Here is a 20,774-nt window from a genome sequence, read left to right on the forward strand (position 1 = left end):
ACTCCGAGCGTCCGCGTTACTCCTCGTCGGCGTCCGCTTCGACGTCGAGGTCGCCCTCTTCGAGTTCCTCGACGAGTTCGTCGGCGTCGACGTCGACGTCCTCCATGGCCGCCTCGATGTCCTCGGCGTCGGCGCCGCCACCGCCGCCCATACCGCCCATCATACCGCCCATGCCGCCCATCATGCCGCCCATCCCGTCGATGGTCTCCTGCACGATGACGCGGTCGAGGTCGAGACGGTCCATGAGGTCCTGTGCGATCTGCTGCTTCGAGAACATCCACTGCTGGTTCATCGTCATCTGCTGGGTGGCCTCGATGTACAGCGTCTCCTTCTCGGTGGTGACCGTCTCCGTTTCGGGTTCGCCCTCGTCGTCGTCGTCGTCGGACTCGACGACCTGCTCTTCTTCCTCCTCGTCGGTCTGAATCCAGACCTCGGGGACCTGCTGGAGGTACATGCCGAGGAGGCCCTCGGCCTGCTCCTCGCGGTCGTCGACGAGTTCGAGTATCTCGTACTCGTACTCGAGGTCCTCGCCGGCGAGGGGGTGGTTGAAGTTGACGCGGGCGCGGCCGCCGATGATGGTCTCGACGCGACCCTGGTCGCCGTCGACCTGCACCTGCGCGCCGGGGTAGCGGTCGTCCTCGTCGATCTTGTTGGCGCTGACCGTGCGCACCTCGTCGTCGTCGAACTCGCCGAACGCCTCGGCGGCCGGAATCTCGACGGTGTCGGTGTCGCCGACCTCGGCGCCGACGAGGGCGTCGTCGACCGACTCGAAGATGTGGCCCGCGCCGACGATGATGACTCGGGGTTCGAAGTCGTACTCGTCGGTGTCTATCTCGGCCTCCTCGGCCACCTCCTCGTCGGTCGTGTCGACGACGGTGTCGTCCTCGACCGTTCGGACCGTGTAGGCGAGGCGAACGAAGTCGCCGTCCTGAATCCCGCCCTCGGTCTCCTCCTCGGCGACCTCTTCTTCGACATCTTCCGCTGCATCGGCCTCCGCCTCGGCGGCCTCCGCCTGCTGTTCGTCACTCATACGCGCAACAATACCCGTGCGACCCTTAAGAATCACGTTTCGTCGATGGCAGAAACGGACCGCTCACGACCGCACGACCGAGTCGTTCGGCGGCGGCGAGGCGCCGTCGCGGGTCGACCCCGCACGCCCGGAGACCGGCGCGTCGCCCGTCTCCGGTCGTCTGCCCGCACCCCGCCGACCGGGCGAGTGCGAACGCGAACGTTTATGTTCGATACTGTAATCATTGTTAATGATGGGTGACTGTTGACATGGCACAGGAAGCGCTGTTCGCGGGTCTCGTCTTCGGAGTCGCCCTCGCGGCCGCCGTCGTCCTCGCCGGTCGCGGGCGGCGAGAGCACTCCGTGGCCGGCGGGTGGACGACGCGGACGTCGCCGTCGACGCTGTCGCGGACCGCCGACAGCCCCGCCGCGTGGACCGCGGCGTTCGTCGCCGTCGCGTTGGCGTTCGGCGGAGCCGGCGTCCTGTTCGTCGCCGGCGGGGACGTGCCGGCCGAACTGGCCGCCGTCGGCGGGGCGTTCCTCCTCGCCGCCGCGGTGCTCGTCTTCGGCCTCTACGTCTTCTACGGGACGTTCGTCTCCGCGCGCGGGCGGGGTCTGAAGAACGCGCAGGCCGCCCTGCTGGGCGTGTGCGCGCTCGGGTCGCTGTTCGTCCTCGCCGTCACCCTCAAACTGCTCGGCGCGTTCTGACCGTGAACGACCCTCCCGTCCGCGCGCCGTCGACCCGACTCCCCGCCCGCCTCGGAGCACTCGCGTTCGCCCTCGTCCTCGGAGCGGCGCTGTACTCCCGGCCGGCGCTCGCGCACGCGGGGTCGCTGGCCGGGTCGCTCCGGTCGGTATCCGCCCCGTTCTGGCTGGTCGTCCTCTCCGGCGGCGGCGTCGTCGGCGTCTCCTTTCTCTTCTCCAGTTTCGTCACCGACGCGGCCGCGCTGAACGCGCTCGCCCGCCCTCGCCGGCTCTTCGGGTCCCGCCGCCGACGCCGCGCCGCCGCCGAACGGGGTCGCCGACTCCTCGGCTGGGCGAGCGTCGCGGTCCTCGCACTCGTCGTGTGGACGGGACTGACCGGGCCGACGGTCCCGCTGGCGAACCTCGCCGTCCTCGTCGTCTGGGTCGGCTGGTGGGCGGGGTTCACCATGTTCACTTACCTCGTTGTCGACGCGTGGCCGGTCGTGAATCCGTGGCGGACGCTCGCGCGCGCCGTCCGTCGAGTCGCCGCCGAGAGAGAATCGGGCCGCGCACCCGCCCGACTCCCCATTCGCCTCGGCGCGTGGCCGAGCGTCGTCGGCCTCCTCGGCCTCGTCTGGGTCGAGGTGGAGAGCCCCGTCGCCTCGGATCCTCGCGTCCTCGCCGCCGCGGTCCTCGCGTACACCGTCGTCACCGTCGCCGGAGCGGTGCGGTACGGGCCGGCGTGGTTCGAGCGCGTCGACCCTGTCTCGCGCGTCTTCCGCCTCTACGGGCTGCTCGCACCGATTCGCCGCACCGACGACGGCCTCGCCGTCTCGGTGCCGGGGGCCGCGCTCGTCCGCTACCCGGAGGCAATGGCCGAGGACGACGCGGCGTTCGTCGTCGCCCTCCTCTGGGTGACGACGTACGACGGCCTCGCCGCCACCGCCGCGTGGGACGGCGTCCGCGACTGGGCCGCGGGCGTCGGAGCGCCCGGATGGCTCCTCGGCCTCGCCCTCGCGTTCGCCGGCTTCGCCTGCTTTCTCGCCGTCTACCGCCTCGCCGCCCGCCTCGCCCGCCGGACGGCCGACACCTACGTCACCGCGCGGTTCGTCGCCGGGTGGTTCGCACCCGCCCTCGTTCCCATCGCCGCCGGCTACCATCTCGCGCACTTCCTCGGCTACTTCCTCGGTCTGCTCCCGGCGTTCGTCGCCGTCGCCTCGACGCCGCTCTCGCCGCCCGCGGCCCTCCCCGTCCTCGCCCTCCCGGCGTGGTTCGGGGCGGTGCAGTTGGCCGTCGTCGTCGGGGGGCACCTCGTCGCCGTCTGGGTGGCGCACGCGCGGTCGTTCGACCTGTTCCCCGGCCGCCTCCAACCGCTCCGGAGCCAGTACCCGTTCGTCGCCGTCACCGTCCTGTACACCGTGATCAGCCTCTGGGTCGTCGCCCAACCGGTCGCCGAGGCGATACGATGAGGGCGGACGTCGCCCCCGAGACGGCGGTTCCCGACGGTGAGGACCCCCCGGCGACGTGCCCGTACTGCGGCCGCCCGTTCCGAACGACGCGGCTCCGCGCCCTCCACGTCGGCGAGGCGCACGCGGTGCGGCGGACGGACGCCGAACGGGAGGCGTACGAGTCCGCGGTGGTGGCGGAGGAGGACGACCTCTTCCTCTATCACCTGAAGGTGGTCGCGGCGCTCGGGAGCGTCTACGCCGCGTTCGTCATCCTCGGCATCATCGGGTTCAGTATCGCCGGGTGAACCGCTCGCGTCGCGGGAGCGGAGAGGCGAGAAGCCGGAGAGCGCTCAGTGCCCCGCTTCGTCCGACTCCTCCGGGTCCGGGAGGCGGGCGACGTGCGCGGTGAGGATACCGACCCCCGTGAGGGCGACGACGCCCCCGACCGGAACGAGCGTGGTCGTCATACCGGCGTACTCGCCGTACAGAAGCGCGACCAGTCCGACGACGAGCGCCGCCGTCGCGGCGCCGAGGGCGAGCAACTCTGCATTCATGTGGTTTGTGTTGTCACGACTCGTGTTAAAGACTCGCTCTCCGACGGCGGTGGAACGAAGTGCGCTCCGTCGAAACCGGCGGTCGACGTGCGCCTCCGTCGTCTCCCCGCCGAGGAACCCGCCGTCCGTCGCTACGTCGAGGAGTTGTGGCTGCCGTACCACCGCGAACTGGCGGCGACAGTCGCCGACCACGCCCTCGCCGAGGACGTCGACGTCGTCGACGAGGAGATGTCGTTCCGCCTCGACCGCCTCTCCTCGGAGGGCTATCGAACGTGGGTGGCCGTCGACGAACCGGCGGAGGGACGGACGGGCGGCGACGACCCGCTGACCGACCCCGAGAGCGCGCTCGCCGGGTTCGTCTCGGCGGACGTCGAGCGGTCCCCGAGCGTCTTCGACCGGCCCGACAGGCTGGTCGTCGGGGATATCTACGTGCGCGCGGCGTTCCGGGGGACAGGGCTCGCACACCGACTGGTCCGCCGGGCCGCGCGCTACGGACGGGAGGCCGAGTGCGGCGAACTCGCCCTCGACGTGGACGCGGACAACGAACGGGCGCGCTCGTTCTATAGTAGCGTCTGCAACTGGTTACTCATCCGACCGCACGCTGTCGTGCGGTCGAGTGTGTGATGACTTGCAGACGCTACTATACGACTCGCTGGGGTTCGAGACCCGTCGGCACCGGATGGTCGTCGCCGCGGACGAACTGGAAGGCGGAGGCGGCCCCTCACTCCGCTTCGCCCCCCGTCGCCGCGACGGCGACGAGGAGGAACACGCAGGCGGCGACGACGGCCCCCGGCGCGAACACGAGGGGCTTCGAAAGCGGTCCGCCGACCACCTTCAGCATCATCACCGTGATACCGAGCGCCATCGGGAGCGAGAACAGCAGGGCGTAGCCGAGGGCGCGCCGGTCGAACCGCCCCGCCGGCGAGTGTGTGTGGCTCACACGACACCTCAGAGGATGGAGTACGACGCGGCGAACGTCAGCGCCAGCGCCGCCGCGAGGCCGATTCCGATGAGGTACGTCAGCGACCGGGGTTCCCACCGCAGGTGCTGGAAGTAGGCGGCGACGAGCACCGCCTTCATCGCCGAGAGCACCATGATGAGCGCGAACGCCGTCCAGTAGGCCAGTCCGGCGAACTCGACCAGCACTTGCACCGTCGCCGAGACGAACAGTACGACGTAGATTGCCGTGTACAGTTTAGTGTTCATTTTTTATCACCTCACAGGATGTAGAACAGCGGGAAGAGGAACAGCCAGACGATGTCGACGAAGTGCCAGTAGAGGCCGAAGTACTCCACCGAACTGCTGTCCTCCAAGTAGGCGCCTCGCCACGCGCGCGCTATCAGGTACAGTGTCACGATCAGACCCACGATGACGTGCGCGGCGTGCAGGCCCGTGGTGAGGAAGAACGTCGAGGCGCGCACGTTCGAGGAGAGCCACAGACCCTCGTGGAACAGGTGGTCCCACTCGATACCCTTGTTGATGAGGAAGCCGACGCCCAGGAGGAACGTCGCGACGAGGCTGGCGACTAGCCCCGTTCGGTTCTTCTTCTCCGCGGCGACGAGGGCGAGGACGACGGTGAAACTGCTCGTCAGGAGGAGGTAGGTGTTCACCAGCCCCGGGACGGGGTTCTGAGGGATGGGCTCCCACGCCGTCCACCCGAACGCGACGCGCGTGAACACGTAGGCGCCGACGAATCCGCCGAACAGCACCACGTCGCTGGCGAGGAATATCCACATCCCGACTTTTCCGTACTCCAAGCCGCCGAACGGCCACGACTCGCCGTCGACGAGCGCGGGGCCGTGGAACGGCTCCAATCCCATGAACACGAGCGACCCGAGCGTGACGACGCCGCCGAGGACGGCGGCGCCGAGGTAGACGCTTCCCGCGATTCCCTCCGGGAACGTCGCGTTCCGGAGGCCCGAGAGGCCGAGGAACAAGAGGAACGTCCCGACGCCGACGACGAACGGCCAGTAACTCGCGTGGCTGGCGTGCTCTTCGTGTTCCGCCCGGTGTGCGGCGGGCGTCGACGCCGCGTCGGCGGTGGCGACGCCGCCGTCGGTCGCCGTTTCCCCGCCGTCCGCGGCCGCCCCGCCGCCCGCCGCCGTCGACTCTTCGCGGAAACTGAGCGACCCGTCGCGGTACGTCGGCAGGCCGGGGAAGTTCTCCAACGGCGGCGGCGAGGGAACGGCCCACTCCGCGGTGGTGGCGTACTCCCAGGGGTTGTCGCCCGCCGGGTCGCCCGAGAGCGCGCTCTTCGCCAGGTTGTAGAACATGACGAGGAACGAGAGTCCGAGGACGAACGCGCCGACGGTGGCGAGTTGGTGCCAGATTTGGAGGCCGGCCGAGTAGTCGAACACGCGGCGCGGCGTCTCCCACGCGACGAACAGCGGGAAGTAGAGGAGGTTGAAGCCGACGAAGTAGATGCCGAAGTGGAGTTTCCCGAGGAACTCGTCGTACATCCTTCCGGTTATCTTCGGGAACCAGTAGTACAGCCCACCCACGAGGGCGGTGACGCCGCCGACCATCACGTAGTGGAAGTGCGCGACGACCCAGTACGTTCCTCTGAATTCGTAGTCGAGGACGATGGCGCCGAGGAAGACGCCTGTGATTCCCCCGATGATGAACAGCAGGAGGGCGCCGAACACGAAGAGGAACGGCGTGGTGAAGCGTATCTTCCCCTTCAGCATCGTGTAGATGAGCGCGAACACCATCAGGTCGAACGGCAGCGAGATGCCGATGGTGGTTATCATGAAGAGCGTCTTTATCTGGAGGTTGATGGTCGTCAGGAACATGTGGTGCATCCAGACGACGAAGCTCTGCAGGGCGACGAGCACCATCGCCGCGATGAACCACTTCCGGCCAACGATGCGGCGGCCGGTGAACGTCTGGAACACCTCGGCCATGACGCCGAGGGCGGGGAAGAAGACGATGTACACCTCCGGATGTCCGAAGAACCAGAACAGGTGCGCCCACAGCATCGACCCCGCGGGCGACTCCAAGGTGAAGTAGGTCGTCCCCAGAAGCCTGTCGGAAGAGAGGATGACGAGCGCCGCCAGCAACGCGGCAAACGCGAACAGCATCATCCAGACCGTGAGGAGGATGGACCACGTGAACAGGGGGAGTTTCCTGAGGGTCAATCCCTCCGCGCGCATCGTGTGCATCGAGGTGAGGAAGTTGACCGACGAGACGGTGACGCTGGCGACGAACAGCGTGAGCGCCAGGACGGCGGTACTCGCGCCCACGTCGGGCGTGAACGTCGGAACGTTCAACGGCGCGTACATCGTCCACCCGCCGGCGAACGTCCCCCCCTGGAAGAACGAGACGCTGAACAGGATGCCCGAGAACAGGTAGAGCCAGTACGACAGGGCGTTCAGTCGGGGGAAGGCGAGGTCCTTCGCGCCGATTTGCAGGGGAACGACGTAGTTCGCGAAGCCGAACGCGAACGGCGAGAGGAACCAGAACACCATGATGAGTCCGTGCGCGGAGACGGCCTGGTTGTACGCCAGCGGTTCCAGCACCGTCGTCGTCGGCGTCCGCGGCGCCCACAGTTGGATTCGGAGGAGCCACGCGAGGACGCCGCCGAGGACGAGGAAGAACAGCGAGGTGACGATGTAGAGGATGCCCACGTCCTTGTGGTTGGTCGTGACGAACCACCGGCGGATGCTCCCCATCGCCGGGAACGACGACGCCGTCTCCTCGTAGTCGCCCTCCGTCGCCGGGGCGGTCAGTTCGCCCGCCGCCGTCGAGGCGTCCGCCCGGCCCGCGCTCCCGCCGTCGGGTCGGTGCGCCGAGTCGTTCGTTCGGTCGTTCCCGGGTGCGCCGTCGGTCATCTCGCCACCTCCGCGAGCGCTCCGCCGGGGTCACTCTCCGCCGTCGTTTCGCCGGTCGTCGACCCGTTCTCGGTTCCGCCCGCCTCCGTGCTCTCGTACCACGATTCGTACTCGTCCGGTTCCATCACGACTACCGTCGCCGTCATGAACGAGTGGCCGGACCCGCAGAGTTCGTAGCACTGCGCGGTGTAGTTGCCCGTCTCCTCGGCCCGGAACCACGTGTCCGTCTCCTGTCCGGGAATGGCGTCGGTCTTCACCCGCAACGCGGGGATGCCGAAGTTGTGGAACACGTCGTCGGAGGTGACGACGAGCCTCACCGACTCGTTCCGCGGAACGCGGAGGGTGTCGGACTCGTGCCCGTTCGGGTAGACGAAGCGCCACCCGAACTGGTAGCCCTCCACGCGGACCTCCATCGTGTCCTCCGCCTCCGGTCCCTCCTCGACGAACAGGAGCGTCCCGTACGTCCAGGAGACGAGCGAGATGACGACGACGGTGCTGAGGAAAAAGGAGGTGAACAGTTTCCGACCGCCGCCGCTCCCGGACGGGAGTTCGCCGAGGACGGGCCGGTCGGCGTCGCTCCCCCGTCCGCCGCCCGCGCGGTACTTGTAGGCGTTGTACAGCATGTAGCCGACGACGACGACGCCGACGGCCGTCCCCAACAGGAGGAACACCTCGAAGATTCGCTCGAAGACGAACGCTCGCGTCCCGCGCGGAATCAGACCCGTCTGGGCGAGGACGCCGAACGTTACGCCCGTGATAATTGTTGGCATACGAGCACGAGTAGGTAATTATTATTTATACTATTTATCTGTTTTCCCGGTACCGCGCGCCGGAAGCGCGGCGGAGCGGATACGGGGTGGCTCAGACGTTGTGCTGCGGGATACCGGTCGTGCGGTGGAGCACCACGCCGAGCGTCAGCCCGTACACCCAGTGGGCGAGAAGCGAGAAGAGGAGGAAGGAGAGGACGGTGAGAAGGCCGGCGTCCGGCCAGAACGCCGGGAGGAACCCCGTCCAGAAGAATGTCGCGAACGTCGCGCCGCGGAGGTAGCGCGGCGACTCCGGCGGGAGGAACGCCCCGAGGACGAGAAACGTTAGAGGGAGGACGACGGTGCCGCCGAACCCGAACAGGACGACGCCGAGCAACAGCGTCGGTTCGAGGCCGAAGAACGCGGCGAACCCGGCGAACGCGGTGATGGGCGCCGTCTGGAACAGTCCCAGCAGTTCGGGGATGCCGACGAGGACGGGCATCATCAGCACCGTACCGACGAACCCGCCCGTCATCGCCATCAGGACGACGCGCCCGCTGATGGGGATTTCGAACGGTTCGGCGAACGATTCCTCGATGCCGACGGACTCCCGTTCCGTGAGTTCTCCACTCATGGTATATACTAGCACGAAGTGGTGGGTGATAAATCATTACATAAAATGGTGGATACGAACTGCGGCGGCGAGAACGTGCGTTTTTACCCGCCTCGAACGCCACTCGGAGGTATGTACGAGGTGGAGGTCAAACTCCGCGCGGACCACGAAGCGGTCCGGGCGCGACTCGCAGAGGCGGGGGCCGTCCGCGAGGCCAGCGTCGAACAGACGGACACCTACTACGACGCCCCGCACCGCGACTTCGCGGAGACCGACGAGGCGCTTCGAATCCGCCGGGAGACGCGCGTCGACGACGACGCGTCCGACGGTGACGGCGGGGAGACAACGAAGGTGACGTACAAGGGTCCCCTCGTGGACGAGGCGTCGAAGACGCGGAGCGAACACGAGACGACGCTCGGGGACCGAGAGAGCGCCGAGGGTATCCTCTCGGGTCTCGGCTTCGAACCGGTCGAGACGGTGGAGAAAGACCGCGAGTTCTTCGCCCTCGACGGTTACACCGTCACCCTCGACGCCGTGACGGGCCTCGGCGAGTTCGTGGAAGTCGAGGCGGCGGTCGAGACGGAGGCCGAGATAGACGCCGCCCGGGAGGGCGCGTTCGAGGTTCTCCGCCGCCTCGGCCTGGACCCCGACGAGCAGATTCGGACCTCCTACCTCGCCCTCCTCCTCGCGGAGTGAGACCGCCGCGTTCGTATTCCCACCAGTAATACGAGGGCGGAAGAAGTTTTCCGCAAGTTATAGCACCGAGTGGGTCGGAAAGGGAGGTAATGACCGAGCGGAACATCAAGATCGAGGCGGTCGAACGACTCGCCGTCGAGGACCAGAGCGTCGAAATCGTCGAGCGGAAGGGTATCGGTCACCCCGACTCCATCGCCGACGGCATCGCCGAGAACGTCTCGCGCGCGCTCTCGAACCTCTATCTCGACCGGGTCGGCAAAGTCCTCCACTACAACACCGACGAGACGCAGATCGTCGCCGGCGAGTCCGCCCCCGAGTTCGGCGGCGGCGAGGTCATCGAACCCATCTACATCCTCCTCGTGGGTCGTGCGACCAAGCAGTACGACGGCGAGAAACTCCCCGTCAACGCCGTCGCCCTGGAAGCGGCGCGCGACTACCTCGCGGAAAACATCCCCGAACTGGAGTTCGGCACGGACGTCATCGTCGACGTGAAACTCGGCGAGGGGTCCGGCGACCTGCAGGACGTCTTCGGCGAGGACGCCGTCGAGGTTCCGATGTCGAACGACACCTCCTTCGGCGTCGGTCACGCTCCCTTGACCGAGACCGAAAGCATCGTTCTGAACGTCGAGCGACAGTTGAACGGCCCGTACGCCGAGCGCCACCCCTACGTCGGCCCCGACGTGAAGGTGATGGGCAAGCGCGAGGACGACACCATCGACATCACCGTCGCCGCCGCGATGGTCGACGCCTACATCGCCGACCTCGAAGAGTACAAGGACGCCGTCGAACACGTCCGCGAGTACGTCGGCGACGTGGCCGGAGACTACACCGACCGCGAGGTGAACGTGCAGGTGAACACCGCCGACGACTACGAGGAGGGCTCTATCTACCTCACCGTCACCGGCACCAGCGCCGAAATGGGCGACGACGGCTCCGTCGGCCGCGGCAACCGCGCCAACGGCCTCATCACGCCCAACCGCCCGATGAGCATGGAGGCCACATCCGGGAAGAACCCCGTCAACCACATCGGGAAGATATACAACCTGCTGTCGACCGACGTCGCCGAGTCAGTCGTCGCCGACGTCGACGGCATCCGCGACCTGCAGGTCCGCCTGCTCTCACAGATCGGTCGCCCCATCGACGAACCCCACGTCGCCGACGCGAAAGTCGTCACCGAAGAGGGCGTCGCCCTCTCGGACATCGAGGCCGACGTGGAGGCCATCATCGACGAGAAACTGGCGAACGTGACGAACGTGACGCGCCGCGTCATCGACGGCGAGATGTCGACGTTCTGACCGCGGGAACGCTCCGGTCCGTTCTCTACCTCCCGCGTCCTCGGTAGCCGTGCCCCCCGCCGAGCGTTCTCTCCGCACTCGCACCGGGACGCTGATACCGGTCGGCGGTCAACGCCGGAACGTGACCCAAGCGGACGCCGTCCTCGTCGGGTTCGGCGAGTTCGGGGCCAAGAGCAGCGAGGTCCGAACGAAGATGGCCCGCCGACTGGCCGGGAGCGTGCGCCACCTCCTCGACGAACAGGGATTCGCGGGGGAAGTGGAGCGCCGGTGGTCTCGTATCGTCGTCCACACGCCGGACGCCGAGGAGGCGCGGGCGGTCGCGGCGGCGGTGGCGACGCTCCCCGGCGTCGCGTTCGCCCGGCCCGTCGTCGCCGTCGACGCGACGCGCGAGGCGGTGTTCGGCGCCCTCGAAGCCCTCACCGCCGACCACCCGGCGGGGACGACGTTCGCCGTCGACGCCGACCGCGTCGGCCCCGCCGACGACCACAGGTTCTCCGGCCGGGACCTGAACGTCGAAGGGGGGCGACTGGTGGAGGACCTGACGGGTGCGACGGTGGAGTTGGACGACCCCGACCGGACCTACCGCATCGAGGTCCGCGGGGACGAGGCGTACGTCTCCGTCGTCCGGTTCGACGGGCCGGGCGGCCTCCCCCTCGGAACGCAGGGCCGCGTCGCCGTCCTCGTCAGCGGCGGCATCGACTCCCCCGTCGCCGCGTGGCGACTGATGCGCCGCGGATGCGTTCCGATTCCGGTGTACGTCGACATCGGCGACTACGGCGGCGCCGACCACCGCGCTCGGGCGTTCGAGGTGGTTCGGACGCTCGCCGCCCGCGCGCCGGGCGAGGACCTGCGCCCGCGCGTCGTCGACGGCGCGGCGGTGGTCGACCGTCTGGTCGCGGCCGTCGACGACACGCGCATGCTGTCGCTCCGCCGAGCGATGCTCGTCATGGCCGAGGCGGTGGCCCGGCGCGAGGACGCCCACTCGATAGCGACGGGCGAGTCCATCGGGCAGAAGTCGAGTCAGACCGGCCCGAACCTCGCCGTCACGGACGCGGCGGCGACGCTCCCCGTCCACCGACCGCTGGCCGCGTCGGACAAATCCGACGTCGTCGAGGCCGCGCGCCGCCTCGGCACCTACGACGACTCGACGCTGCCCGCGGGGTGCGAACGGGTCGCGCCACCGCACCCCGAGACGAACGCCTCCCTCGCGGACGTCGTCGCCGCCGAACCAGACGGCCTCCTCGACGCGGCGCGGGAGGCGGGGCGGACGGCGTCGACGGAACCGCTCGACCGAGACGTGTGATTGGCTACCACTACTCGGATGACACCTGCGAAGTAACATCACTATTTTCCACACGAACGGCCACGTACCGAATGAAAAACCAGGTGTAAATGCCTTTACATAGTCTGAACCCGTACGTTCGCCCATGTCCGAGACTCGCAGCCCCTCCCCCCCGCCGACCGGCGCGGGATGGACCGTTCTGCAAGTCGTCCCCCGCAGTCGCTGGCGGACCGGTACCGACACCTGCCCGACCTGCGGCGCGACGATCGAACTGGACGAACCGCACTACCAGGCCGAACTCGACCGCGAACGCTCGCCGAACCGCACGGAGAAGTTGACGCACGAGCGTCGACTCCTCTCCTTTTGCGACGAGGCGTGCGCCGCCGACTGGGTCGAGGCGTACGAACACGACGCGTAGCTCCCTTCTCCGCGACGCTCCGCTCTTTTCCCGACCGCCGCGGGGCGGCGTCCCGCCGGACCGGCGGCCCGCATCGGAACGGATAAACCCCGTCCGCGTCAGGTCTCGGACCGTGACGCGGGTCTGTTTCGTGGGGTCGCCCGGCGCGAACGTGCAGTACGAACTCCTGTCGAGAGACACCGCCCGGGCCGCCCTGTCGACGTACGACATCCGCACCCCGTTCGAGAACTCTCTGGCCGTCGACACGGTGAGCGTCGGCGCCGCCGTCTCCCTGTGTAACGACCTGAACTGGTATCTCGTCCGCTTCGTCGACCACGTCCTCGTGCGGGAACCGAGCGTCTCCTCGGAGGAGTGGCTCTCGCGCCGCCTCGCGGAGGCGGTACGGGACGGCGAGGTCCGACCCGAGGAGACGGGCGAGCGACTCGCCGTCTACGGCCTCGCGGACGGCCGCCTCGTCGAACCGATGTTCGTCTCGCGCCGCCCGGACGGGTCGATTCCGTCCTACGACCTGCGGGAGGTGAAGGAGACGGTGGTCGTCCGCGTCCACGAGTCGGAGTTCGGCGCGTGAGGCGCAAGAGGCCTCAGTCGAACATCCCGGTGGACATGTAGCGTTCGCCGCTGTCCCAGAACACCGTGAGGACGAGGGGGCAGTCGTCGGCTTCTGCGCCCCCGTCAGCGCCCGCCGGGCCGCCGTCGGCGCGGGCGCCTCCGGGTTCGACGTCCTCGCGGATGTCGTCCGCCGCGTCCTCGATGACGTAGCGTTCGGGCGGTTCGGGACAGTCCGCCTCCGGGGTGGCGAGTTCCTCGGCGACGCGGCGCGCGGCGAGGTTCGAGGCGCCCGACGACTGGCCGACCAGTATCCCCTCCTCGCGGGCGAGGCGGCGGCACTCCGCTTCGGCCTCTTCGAGGGGCACGAGTTCGATGTCGTCCACGAGATTCAAATCGAGGTTGGGGCTGACGAACCCCGGCCCCATCCCCTGGTAGTCGTCCGGGCCGGACTCGCCCGTCGAGAGCACGGCGTTCTCCGCGGGTTCGACGGCGACGACGGTCATCTCGGGGAACTCCTCGCGGAGACGGCGCCCGATACCCGAGAGGGTGCCGCCGGTGCCGACGCCCGCGACGAGGGCGTCTATCTCCCTGTCGCCGACCTGTTCGAGAATCTCCTCGGCCGTCGTCCGGTAGTGCGCGCGGGGGTTCGCCTCGTTCTCGAACTGCCGCAGTTGCGTCATCCCCTCGGCCTCCAACTCGTCGGCGCGGTCTTTCGCCGCGGAGATGTCACCCTCGACGAGTTCGATGTCGGCGCCGTAGGCGCGCATTATCTCCCGGCGCTCCTTCGAGGCGGAGTCGGACATCACGATGGTCATGTCGTATCCCTTCGTCGCCGACACCATCGCGAGGCCGATGCCCGTGTTGCCGCTGGTCGGTTCGACCAGGCTGTCGCCCGGCGAGATGTCGCCGGCGCGCTCGGCAGCCTCTATCATCGCCAACGCCGGGCGGTCCTTCGCGGACCCACCCGGGTTCTTCGACTCCACCTTCGCCGCCACCGTCGCCCCCTCGGGCGACGACACCTCGACCAACGGGGAGCCGATGGTTTCGAGGATGTTCGCGTCCATGCGAGTTCAGTAGAGGACTCCGACCGAAAACGATGGCGGACGGGGGCAAGAGACGCCGATATCTCCGTCTCGGTCCGTTCGTCGCCGTCGGCGTTTCAGCGCTCGCCGCCGACGCTCACGGTCCGAACGTCCGCCGCTGGCGAGCGTCTCCGACACCGCGCGGTTTACGTCGCCGCGTTCGCTATCCACCCCCATGGCCGACGCCGAATCCGGAACGCTAGAGACGATGCGAGCGAACCCCGCCTGGGACGCCGAGTCCTACGCCGACGCCGTCGAGACGCTCTCCGAAGAGGGTCTCGACTTTCGAATCTGGGGCGGCGACTGGTGCAGCGACTGCCGCAACCAACTGCCCGACTTCGGGGCCGCCCTCGACGCCGCCGAGGTGCCCGAGGAGAACATCCACCATTACCCGGTGGAAAAAGAGGAGGACGGAAGCAAGACCGGACCGCTCGTCGAGGAGTACGGCATCGAACTGATTCCGACGGTCGTCGTCGAACGCGAGGGAGACGAGGTAGCCCGCTTCGTCGAGGAGGAACCCGTCTCCGTCGCCGTCTACCTCGCCGACGAACTGCGGCGGTAGGCTGACGGTCGCCGCGTCCGACTCTCCGGCGACATGCCCTCCACCGACTTCCACGGGACGCACACGCTCCTGAGCGGCGACTACGTCGACGCCCTCTCCGGTCTGCTCGACGCCCTGTTCCCGTGCGCGGACCGCGGACTCGTCAGACTGGACGAAGAGTGGCTGGACGAAGCGCCGGACGTCGAAGACTGCGCGTGGGCGTGGGACGCGATTCGCGGAAGGTTCGATAGACTCTCGAACCGAGACGAACACGGCTGGACGGCGTGGGGCGTCGAACTCGACGACCCCGGCCGCGACGCGATGCGCCGCCTCGTCGAACTGACGAACGACGCCGTCGGTTCGCACTTCGTCGCCGAGATTCTGCTCGTCCGCGACGGTCGGACGGTGCTGTCGGCGATTCCGCACCACTCGGACCTCGCCGTCGACGCGGACGTACTTCGGGAAGACGCGTTCGCGGCGGCGGAAGCCTCGCTCGCGGGCCTCGAAGCCTGTTTCGTCCCGGTCGAACCGCACGACGAGTGGGAGGCCGGGAATCGGCGATGGAGCGTCGGCCCCGCCGTCTGCAAGGAGACGCTAGACGGACGGCGGACCAGTTGCTACGGCGTCTCGAAGCTCAGAGGACTCCGCACGGCCGACGACGGAACGACGCTCGAACTGGCGTGGGACCTCGGCGAACCGCTCTCCGAGGACCCGATAGGAAAGGCGCTGTCGTGGACGCTGGAGAAACTGCACCGACCGCCGGGGGCGCTTCCCTGCGGCGACGAGCAGCGAGCGGAGCGAGTCGCTGACTTCCTCGCCGAAACGCTCCGACGCTACGACGGCCGCGAGATTCGGGTCTAAGCGCTATTCGTCGTCGAAGTTCAGTTCCGACTCGTCGAGGTCCACGTCTGAAGGCTCCACGTCGAGGCCGCCGTCGCCGCCGAACCACGAGAGCGCCTCGTCTACCGAGTGCGCCGGCGGCGAACAGGCCCGTCCCTCGCAGGCGTAAACTGTCGGGTCGCCGTCACGCATCTCTCTGCCCTTCCAGACGGGCGGCGCCTCCGCGAGGCCGAGAGCGTCGAGCCACGGCGACAGGTCGTCGTCCGTCGGCGGTCGGACCGAGAGGACCGACCCGGGGACGTAGCGCGCGGCCAGCGTCTGGCGGAACGACTCGGGGAGCGAGTCGGCCGCGACGACGATTTCCGACCCGCCGCGGGCGCGCTTCTCGCTAGCGAGGGCGAGCGAGACGTGTTCGAGCGGCCGCCCCCGAATCCGGTCGGCGTGCGTGTCGAGCACCGACCCCGCGACGGCGGCGAAGTCGGCGTCGGGGGCGAACGAATCGAGGTCGAGGAGCAGGGAGGCGGCGACGCCGACGCTGGAGGGCGTCGACTGGTCCTGTAGCTCCTGCGGACGGGTGACCAGCGCCTCGCCGTCGGCGGGCGTGAAGTACAGCGTCCCCGCCGACTCCTCGTAGAACAGGTCGACCAGCGTCCGCGAGAGGTCGACGGCGAACGCGAGGTGGTCGACGTCGCCGGTGGCCTGGTAGAGGTCGAACGCGCCGCGCGCGAGGAACGCGTAGTCTTCGAGGTAGCCGTCGCCCTTCACGTCGCCGTCCTTGAACCGGCGGGAGAGCCGCCCTGTATCTGAGTCCCACAGGTGCTCGCGAACGAATCCGAGCGCGTCGGCCGCGCGTTCGGCGTACTCGTCGCCGAGGACGAGCGACCCCTGCGCGAGGCTCGAAATCATCAGCCCGTTCCAGCCGGCGAGCACCTTCTCGTCGCGCGGCGGGCGCGTCCGCGACTCGCGCGCCTCGAACAGCGTCTCGCGGGCGGCGTCGAGATGGTCGACCGCTTCGTCGGTCGTTAGGCCGTGCTCTTCGGCCACCTGGTCTATCGGCGTCGAGACGGTGAGGACGGTGGTGCCGTTCTCGAAGTTGCCGCCGGCGGTGACGCCGTAGTAGTCGCAGAACACGTCGGCGCGCGCCTCGTCGTCAAGTGCGTCGCGCACTTGTTCGGGCGTCCAGACGTAGAACGTCCCCTCCTCGCCGCCGCTCTGGGCGTCGAGCGTGCTGTAGAAGCCGCCGTCGGGGTGGCGGAGTTCGCGCGAAACGAAGTCGAACGTCTCGCGGGCGATGTCGGCGTAGTCCTCCCGACCCGTCAGTCGGTGAGCGGCGAGGTAGACGCGGGGAATCTCCGCGTTGTCGTACAGCATCTTCTCGAAGTGCGGGACGGTCCACTGCCGGTCGGTGGCGTAGCGGTGGAAGCCGCCGCCGACGTGGTCGTACATCCCGCCGCCGGCCATCGCGTCCAGCGTCTCCATCGCCACGTCGAGCGGTTCCTCCTCGTCGGAGTGGACGTAGGAACGGAGAAGCGCCTCGACGCGGCCCGGTTGGGGGAACTTCGGCCCGCCGGACCCGAACCCGCCGTACTCGCGGTCCGCGCCGCGCAGGGCGGCCTTCGCAACCTCGCCGAGCACCTCCGTCCCGGGCGCCTCGCCCACCTCGTCGGGCGTCTCCTCCAACTGGTCCTTCAACGCGTCGGTCCACTGCTGCGCCCGGTTCTCTATCTCCTCTCTGTCGGTCTCCCACGCGTTCGCGAACGACTCGCAGAGGTCGAGGAATCCGGGGACGTTTCCTCTATCTCGGCGTTCCTCTTTCGGGAAGTACGTCCCGACGTAGAACGGCTTTCCTTCAGGAGTAAGCCACACCGACAGCGGCCACCCGCCGCCGCCGGAGACGAGTTGGCAGATGGTTTGATATATCCGGTCTAAGTCGGGTCGCTCCTCTCTGTCCACTTTGATGGGGACGAACGACTCGTTGAGCACCCGCGCCACCGCCTCGTCCTCGAAGCTCTCGTCGGCCATGACGTGACACCAGTGACACGCCGAGTAGCCCACCGAGAGGAAGATAGGTTTGTCCTCCTCGCGGGCGGTTTCGAGGGCCGCCTCGTCCCACGGCTGCCAGTTGACCGGGTTGTCGGCGTGCTGTCGGAGGTACGGGCTCTGTTCGTCGCCGAGCCGATTTCGCCCCGTCGCGTCACTCATGGGTGAGAGACGACGCCGCGGAGACTAAAGGGACGTGGAGACGGCGAGGCCGACGGGGTCGGCGCCGAGGAACCGATGGCGGCAGACGTAGCAACGGCCGCGCGCGCTCAGGGGGTCAGAGCCAACAGGTTCGACTCGCCGTCGCCCACGTAAACCGCTCCGTCGAGTCCGAGCGCGTCGAAGACGGTGTCGACGCCGAACGACTTCGTCGCCTCGCCGTCCCCGGTCACCGAGTAGACGGTGTAGAACGGGTCGTCCGCGTCGTCGGCGGTGATAGCGGTGGCGACGAGGCTGTCGGCCGTCGCCGCCTCCGGCCACGCGTTGTCCGACGGCGGGTCGAACGTCCAGCGCGCTCCCCCGTCCGCGTCGCCCGAACCGACCGCGTCGTACGCCGTCGCGGCGTCCGCCGCCACCCCAGACCGCGTGTACAGCGTGTCACCGTCCGGGTCGAGGAGGAGCCACCGGCCGTAGCCGTCGTCGCGCCAGTCGACTGCGCCGTCGGCGTCGACGGCGAGAACCGCGTCGCCGCCGGCGTACAGTCGGTCCTCGCCGAGGAGCAGTTCCCCGACGGGCGCGGAGAGTCGCCAGTCCACGTCGCCGTTCGGGGCGACGCCCGAGAGCGTCGCGTTCCCGTCCTCCCCCGTGAGTAGGAACGCCCGGTCGCCGTCGACCTCGACCCGTCTCGCGGGAGCGCCGCCGCCGAGCGTGAACCGCGTCTCGCCGTCGAGGTGGAGACAGACCAGACGGTCCCCGGCGGCGACGTACACCCCTTCAGAACCGACGCCGACGTCGGAGACGGCCTCGAACTTCCGCGTCCAGCGGACGCCTCCGTCGTCCGCGTCGAGTCCGTAGACGACGGTCGTGAGGGGTTCCTCGGGCGTCTGATGGCTGGTCGGCGTCACGCCCGGCGGCGGGAAGAACTCCAGTCCCGCGGCGACGAGGAGGCCGTCGGAGACGCCGGCGACCGAGAGCCGCCGATTTCGTCGGAGCGACCAGCGACGCTCGCCGGTCGAGCGGTCGAGGGCGTGCAGGGCAGTCCACTCCCGTTCGTCCGCCCGGCCGGCGACGGCGTAGACGGCGTCGCCGGAGAGCGTCGTTCCCCACCCGCCGCGGGCGATGCCCCGCGCCGAGGCGTGCGACCCGGCGACCGCTTCGCCGTCCATCGCCGTCCGCCAGCGGACCGATTCGTCGGCGGGGTCGACGGCCGCGACGGCGGCGTCGCCGCCCTCGTCGCTCACGGCGGCGAACAGCGGACCGGAACCGTCCGCGTCGAGTCCGAGCACGTTCGCGTCGTCGAACGACAGCGTCCAATCTGGATTCCATTCGGAAAGGTCGAGGGGGGACGCGGACTCGTCCCCGTTCTCTCCCGTCGTCGTCCCGTCGGTCGGTTCTGACGCGTCGGTGACCGGCACGGTGTCGTCGCCGCCGTGCGAACTGCCGATGCATCCGGCGGCCGCCGTCGCCGTCGCCGCGCCGGCGCCGAGATGGAGAAAGCGTCTGCGAGAGACCATACGCCCACTCGGAAAGAGGACGGAAAGGGTCTTCTGGTGGGTCAAACGTCGGTTTGACAGACGTGCGGGCGTCGCGTCGAGAGGGGGTCGTATGCACGAACGCGCACATATTTGCCCTCCTGAAGAGCAATCTTTACACTCCCGTGCCGAGGTCAGGCGAGTATGACGGAGACTGCGCTCCTCGTCGGCGGCGGCGGCCGCGAACACGCCATCGCGCGCGCCCTGACGGCGGATTCGGACTGCGAACTGTACGCCTGCGCGAGCAACCGCAACCCCGGCATCGCGTCGCTCTCGGCCGGATTCGAGCAGGTGTCGGAGACGGACGCCGACGCCATCGTCGCCTACGCCGAGGACGTCGGCGCAGACGTCGCCGTCGTCGGCCCCGAGTCGGCCCTCGAAGCGGGCGTCGCCGACGCGTTGGACGACGCCGGCGTCTACACGTTCGGTCCGAAGTCCAACGACGCGCGCATCGAGACGGACAAGGCCTTTCAGCGGGAGTTCATGGCCGACCACGACGTTCCGGGCTGTCCGGACTTCGCCGTCTTCGAGGACACCGAGGAGGCCTGCGCCTACATCGACGACTACGAGGGCGACTTGGCCGTCAAGCCCGCCGGCCTCACCGGTGGAAAGGGCGTGAAGGTCACCGGCGACCAAGTGACCAAAGCGGAGGCCAAGGAGTACCTCCGCGACTCCGAGTACGACGAAGTCGTCCTCGAAGAGCGTCTCGTCGGCGAGGAGTTCACCGTGCAGGCGTTCGTGGCGAACGGCGAGGTGCGCCCGACGCCCGCCGTGCAGGACCACAAGCGCGCCTACGAGGGCGACGAGGGGCCGAACACGGGCGGCATGGGCAGTTACAGCGATTCGGCCGCGGAACTGCCGTTCATGTCGTTCGAGGAGTACACCGAGGCCGTCGAGGTGTTGGAGGCCGTCGTGGGGTCGCTGGACGACTACAAGGGCGTCCTCTACGGGCAGTTCATGCTGACCACCGAGGGGGTCAAGGTCGTCGAGTTCAACGCCCGCTTCGGCGACCCGGAGGCGATGAACACCCTGCCCGTCCTCGAAACGCCGTTCCTCGACGTGGTGACCGCCGCCCGCGACGGCGAGACGTTGCCCGAACTGGCGTTCGCCGGGAAGGCGACCGTCTGCAAGTACGCCGTCCCCGGCGGCTACCCGACGGACCCCGACTCGGGGGCGAAAATCGACGTCGACGAGGAGAGCGCGGGAGACGCCCTCCTCTTCTACGCCAGCGTCGACGCCCGCGAGGACGGCCTCTACACCACCACCTCGCGGTCGTTCGCCGTCGTCGGCGTCGAGGACACAATCGAGGCGGCCGAGGAGGCGGCCGAGGCGGCCCTCTCGGCGGCCGGCGAGGGCCTGCGTATCCGGCACGACATCGGCAAACCGGAGTTGGTGCAGCAGCGAATCGACCACATGGCCGAGTTGCGCGGGGAGTAAGCGGAGTCGGCACCGTACGA

At 68.7% G+C, this 20,774-nt stretch carries 22 protein-coding genes; 12 read left to right on the forward strand and 10 right to left on the reverse strand.

Annotated features, from left to right (window positions below; translation table 11 throughout):
- Nucleotides 1-16 precede the first annotated feature (16 nt).
- Nucleotides 17-1,030 carry an FKBP-type peptidyl-prolyl cis-trans isomerase gene (locus tag NDI76_RS09405; protein ID WP_310923752.1) on the reverse strand — a complete coding sequence of 338 codons (1,014 nt, stop codon included), beginning with the start codon at nucleotides 1,028-1,030 and terminating at the stop codon, nucleotides 17-19.
- Between the two features lie 236 nt (nucleotides 1,031-1,266).
- Between NDI76_RS09405 and NDI76_RS09410 the strand changes: the two genes are divergently transcribed.
- The 3 genes from NDI76_RS09410 to NDI76_RS09420 are packed head-to-tail and all read left to right on the forward strand — an operon-like array spanning nucleotide 1,267 to nucleotide 3,445.
- The gene (locus NDI76_RS09410; RefSeq protein ID WP_310923753.1) at nucleotides 1,267-1,716 is read left to right on the forward strand and encodes a hypothetical protein; all 450 of its coding nucleotides are present in this window, start codon (nucleotides 1,267-1,269) and stop codon (nucleotides 1,714-1,716) included.
- A gap of 2 nt (nucleotides 1,717-1,718) precedes the next feature.
- Entirely contained in the window at nucleotides 1,719-3,161 is a 1,443-nt protein-coding gene (locus NDI76_RS09415; protein ID WP_425498341.1) for a hypothetical protein, read from the forward strand.
- Nucleotides 3,158-3,445 carry a DUF7410 domain-containing protein gene (locus NDI76_RS09420; RefSeq protein WP_310923754.1) on the forward strand — a complete coding sequence of 96 codons (288 nt, stop codon included), beginning with the start codon at nucleotides 3,158-3,160 and terminating at the stop codon, nucleotides 3,443-3,445. The genes NDI76_RS09415 and NDI76_RS09420 overlap by 4 nt, the downstream gene beginning before the upstream one ends.
- A gap of 45 nt (nucleotides 3,446-3,490) precedes the next feature.
- Here NDI76_RS09420 and NDI76_RS09425 read toward each other — a convergent pair whose 3' ends face one another.
- A complete protein-coding gene (locus tag NDI76_RS09425; protein WP_310923756.1) occupies nucleotides 3,491-3,694 on the reverse strand; it encodes a hypothetical protein in 204 nt (67 codons plus the stop codon).
- Nucleotides 3,695-3,781: 87 nt separating this feature from the next.
- Here NDI76_RS09425 and NDI76_RS09430 point away from each other — a divergent pair, with 87 nt between their 5' ends.
- A complete protein-coding gene (locus NDI76_RS09430; protein WP_310923757.1) occupies nucleotides 3,782-4,318 on the forward strand; it encodes a GNAT family N-acetyltransferase in 537 nt (178 codons plus the stop codon).
- 97 nt (nucleotides 4,319-4,415) lie between these two features.
- Here the strand turns inward: NDI76_RS09430 and NDI76_RS09435 are convergent, their stop codons facing one another.
- The 5 genes from NDI76_RS09435 to NDI76_RS09455 form a co-directional block, all read right to left on the reverse strand.
- Entirely contained in the window at nucleotides 4,416-4,634 is a 219-nt protein-coding gene (locus NDI76_RS09435) for a hypothetical protein (protein ID WP_310923758.1), read from the reverse strand.
- An 8-nt stretch (nucleotides 4,635-4,642) separates the two neighbouring features.
- Entirely contained in the window at nucleotides 4,643-4,900 is a 258-nt protein-coding gene (locus NDI76_RS09440) for a cytochrome C oxidase subunit IV family protein (protein ID WP_310923759.1), read from the reverse strand.
- Between the two features lie 11 nt (nucleotides 4,901-4,911).
- Nucleotides 4,912-7,524 carry a cbb3-type cytochrome c oxidase subunit I gene (locus tag NDI76_RS09445; protein WP_310923760.1) on the reverse strand — a complete coding sequence of 871 codons (2,613 nt, stop codon included), beginning with the start codon at nucleotides 7,522-7,524 and terminating at the stop codon, nucleotides 4,912-4,914.
- Complete coding sequence (coxB, locus tag NDI76_RS09450; protein WP_310923761.1) at nucleotides 7,521-8,294, reverse strand: cytochrome c oxidase subunit II; 774 nt, start codon at nucleotides 8,292-8,294, stop codon at nucleotides 7,521-7,523. The genes NDI76_RS09445 and coxB overlap by 4 nt, the downstream gene beginning before the upstream one ends.
- A gap of 91 nt (nucleotides 8,295-8,385) precedes the next feature.
- Nucleotides 8,386-8,904 carry a DUF6789 family protein gene (locus NDI76_RS09455; RefSeq protein WP_310923762.1) on the reverse strand — a complete coding sequence of 173 codons (519 nt, stop codon included), beginning with the start codon at nucleotides 8,902-8,904 and terminating at the stop codon, nucleotides 8,386-8,388.
- Between the two features lie 111 nt (nucleotides 8,905-9,015).
- On the opposite strand from NDI76_RS09455, the gene cyaB reads away from it, so the two are divergent.
- The 5 genes from cyaB to NDI76_RS09480 all read left to right on the forward strand — a co-directional run bounded on the left by cyaB (nucleotide 9,016) and on the right by NDI76_RS09480 (nucleotide 13,142).
- Nucleotides 9,016-9,579, forward strand: coding sequence for a class IV adenylate cyclase (gene cyaB / locus NDI76_RS09460; RefSeq protein ID WP_310923763.1), 564 nt, complete (start codon nucleotides 9,016-9,018; stop codon nucleotides 9,577-9,579).
- A gap of 89 nt (nucleotides 9,580-9,668) precedes the next feature.
- A complete protein-coding gene (locus NDI76_RS09465) occupies nucleotides 9,669-10,874 on the forward strand; it encodes a methionine adenosyltransferase (protein WP_310923764.1) in 1,206 nt (401 codons plus the stop codon).
- Nucleotides 10,875-10,995: 121 nt separating this feature from the next.
- Nucleotides 10,996-12,177 carry a tRNA sulfurtransferase gene (locus NDI76_RS09470; RefSeq protein WP_310923765.1) on the forward strand — a complete coding sequence of 394 codons (1,182 nt, stop codon included), beginning with the start codon at nucleotides 10,996-10,998 and terminating at the stop codon, nucleotides 12,175-12,177.
- A gap of 124 nt (nucleotides 12,178-12,301) precedes the next feature.
- Nucleotides 12,302-12,574 (forward strand): hypothetical protein, encoded by a 273-nt coding sequence (locus NDI76_RS09475; RefSeq protein WP_310923766.1) that lies wholly within the window; start codon nucleotides 12,302-12,304, stop codon nucleotides 12,572-12,574.
- Between the two features lie 112 nt (nucleotides 12,575-12,686).
- Nucleotides 12,687-13,142 carry a DUF5804 family protein gene (locus NDI76_RS09480; protein ID WP_310923767.1) on the forward strand — a complete coding sequence of 152 codons (456 nt, stop codon included), beginning with the start codon at nucleotides 12,687-12,689 and terminating at the stop codon, nucleotides 13,140-13,142.
- Between the two features lie 13 nt (nucleotides 13,143-13,155).
- On the opposite strand, the gene NDI76_RS09485 is transcribed toward NDI76_RS09480, so the two are convergent.
- A complete protein-coding gene (locus tag NDI76_RS09485) occupies nucleotides 13,156-14,187 on the reverse strand; it encodes a PLP-dependent cysteine synthase family protein (protein WP_310923768.1) in 1,032 nt (343 codons plus the stop codon).
- A 193-nt stretch (nucleotides 14,188-14,380) separates the two neighbouring features.
- On the opposite strand from NDI76_RS09485, the gene NDI76_RS09490 reads away from it, so the two are divergent.
- Complete coding sequence (locus NDI76_RS09490; protein WP_310923769.1) at nucleotides 14,381-14,767, forward strand: thioredoxin family protein; 387 nt, start codon at nucleotides 14,381-14,383, stop codon at nucleotides 14,765-14,767.
- Between the two features lie 33 nt (nucleotides 14,768-14,800).
- A complete protein-coding gene (locus NDI76_RS09495) occupies nucleotides 14,801-15,607 on the forward strand; it encodes a hypothetical protein (RefSeq protein WP_310923770.1) in 807 nt (268 codons plus the stop codon).
- Between the two features lie 3 nt (nucleotides 15,608-15,610).
- Here NDI76_RS09495 and NDI76_RS09500 read toward each other — a convergent pair whose 3' ends face one another.
- On the reverse strand, nucleotides 15,611-17,788 hold the full coding sequence (locus NDI76_RS09500; protein WP_310923771.1) for a thioredoxin domain-containing protein: 2,178 nt from the start codon (nucleotides 17,786-17,788) through the stop codon (nucleotides 15,611-15,613).
- A gap of 107 nt (nucleotides 17,789-17,895) precedes the next feature.
- A complete protein-coding gene (locus tag NDI76_RS09505) occupies nucleotides 17,896-19,299 on the reverse strand; it encodes an outer membrane protein assembly factor BamB family protein (protein WP_310923772.1) in 1,404 nt (467 codons plus the stop codon).
- A 162-nt stretch (nucleotides 19,300-19,461) separates the two neighbouring features.
- Between NDI76_RS09505 and purD the strand changes: the two genes are divergently transcribed.
- A complete protein-coding gene (gene purD, locus NDI76_RS09510) occupies nucleotides 19,462-20,754 on the forward strand; it encodes a phosphoribosylamine--glycine ligase (RefSeq protein WP_310923773.1) in 1,293 nt (430 codons plus the stop codon).
- Nucleotides 20,755-20,774 lie beyond the last annotated feature (20 nt).

The sequence above is a fragment of the Halogeometricum sp. S1BR25-6 genome (assembly GCF_031624495.1).
GTDB classification, from domain to species: Archaea; Halobacteriota; Halobacteria; order Halobacteriales; family Haloferacaceae; genus Halogeometricum; species Halogeometricum salsisoli.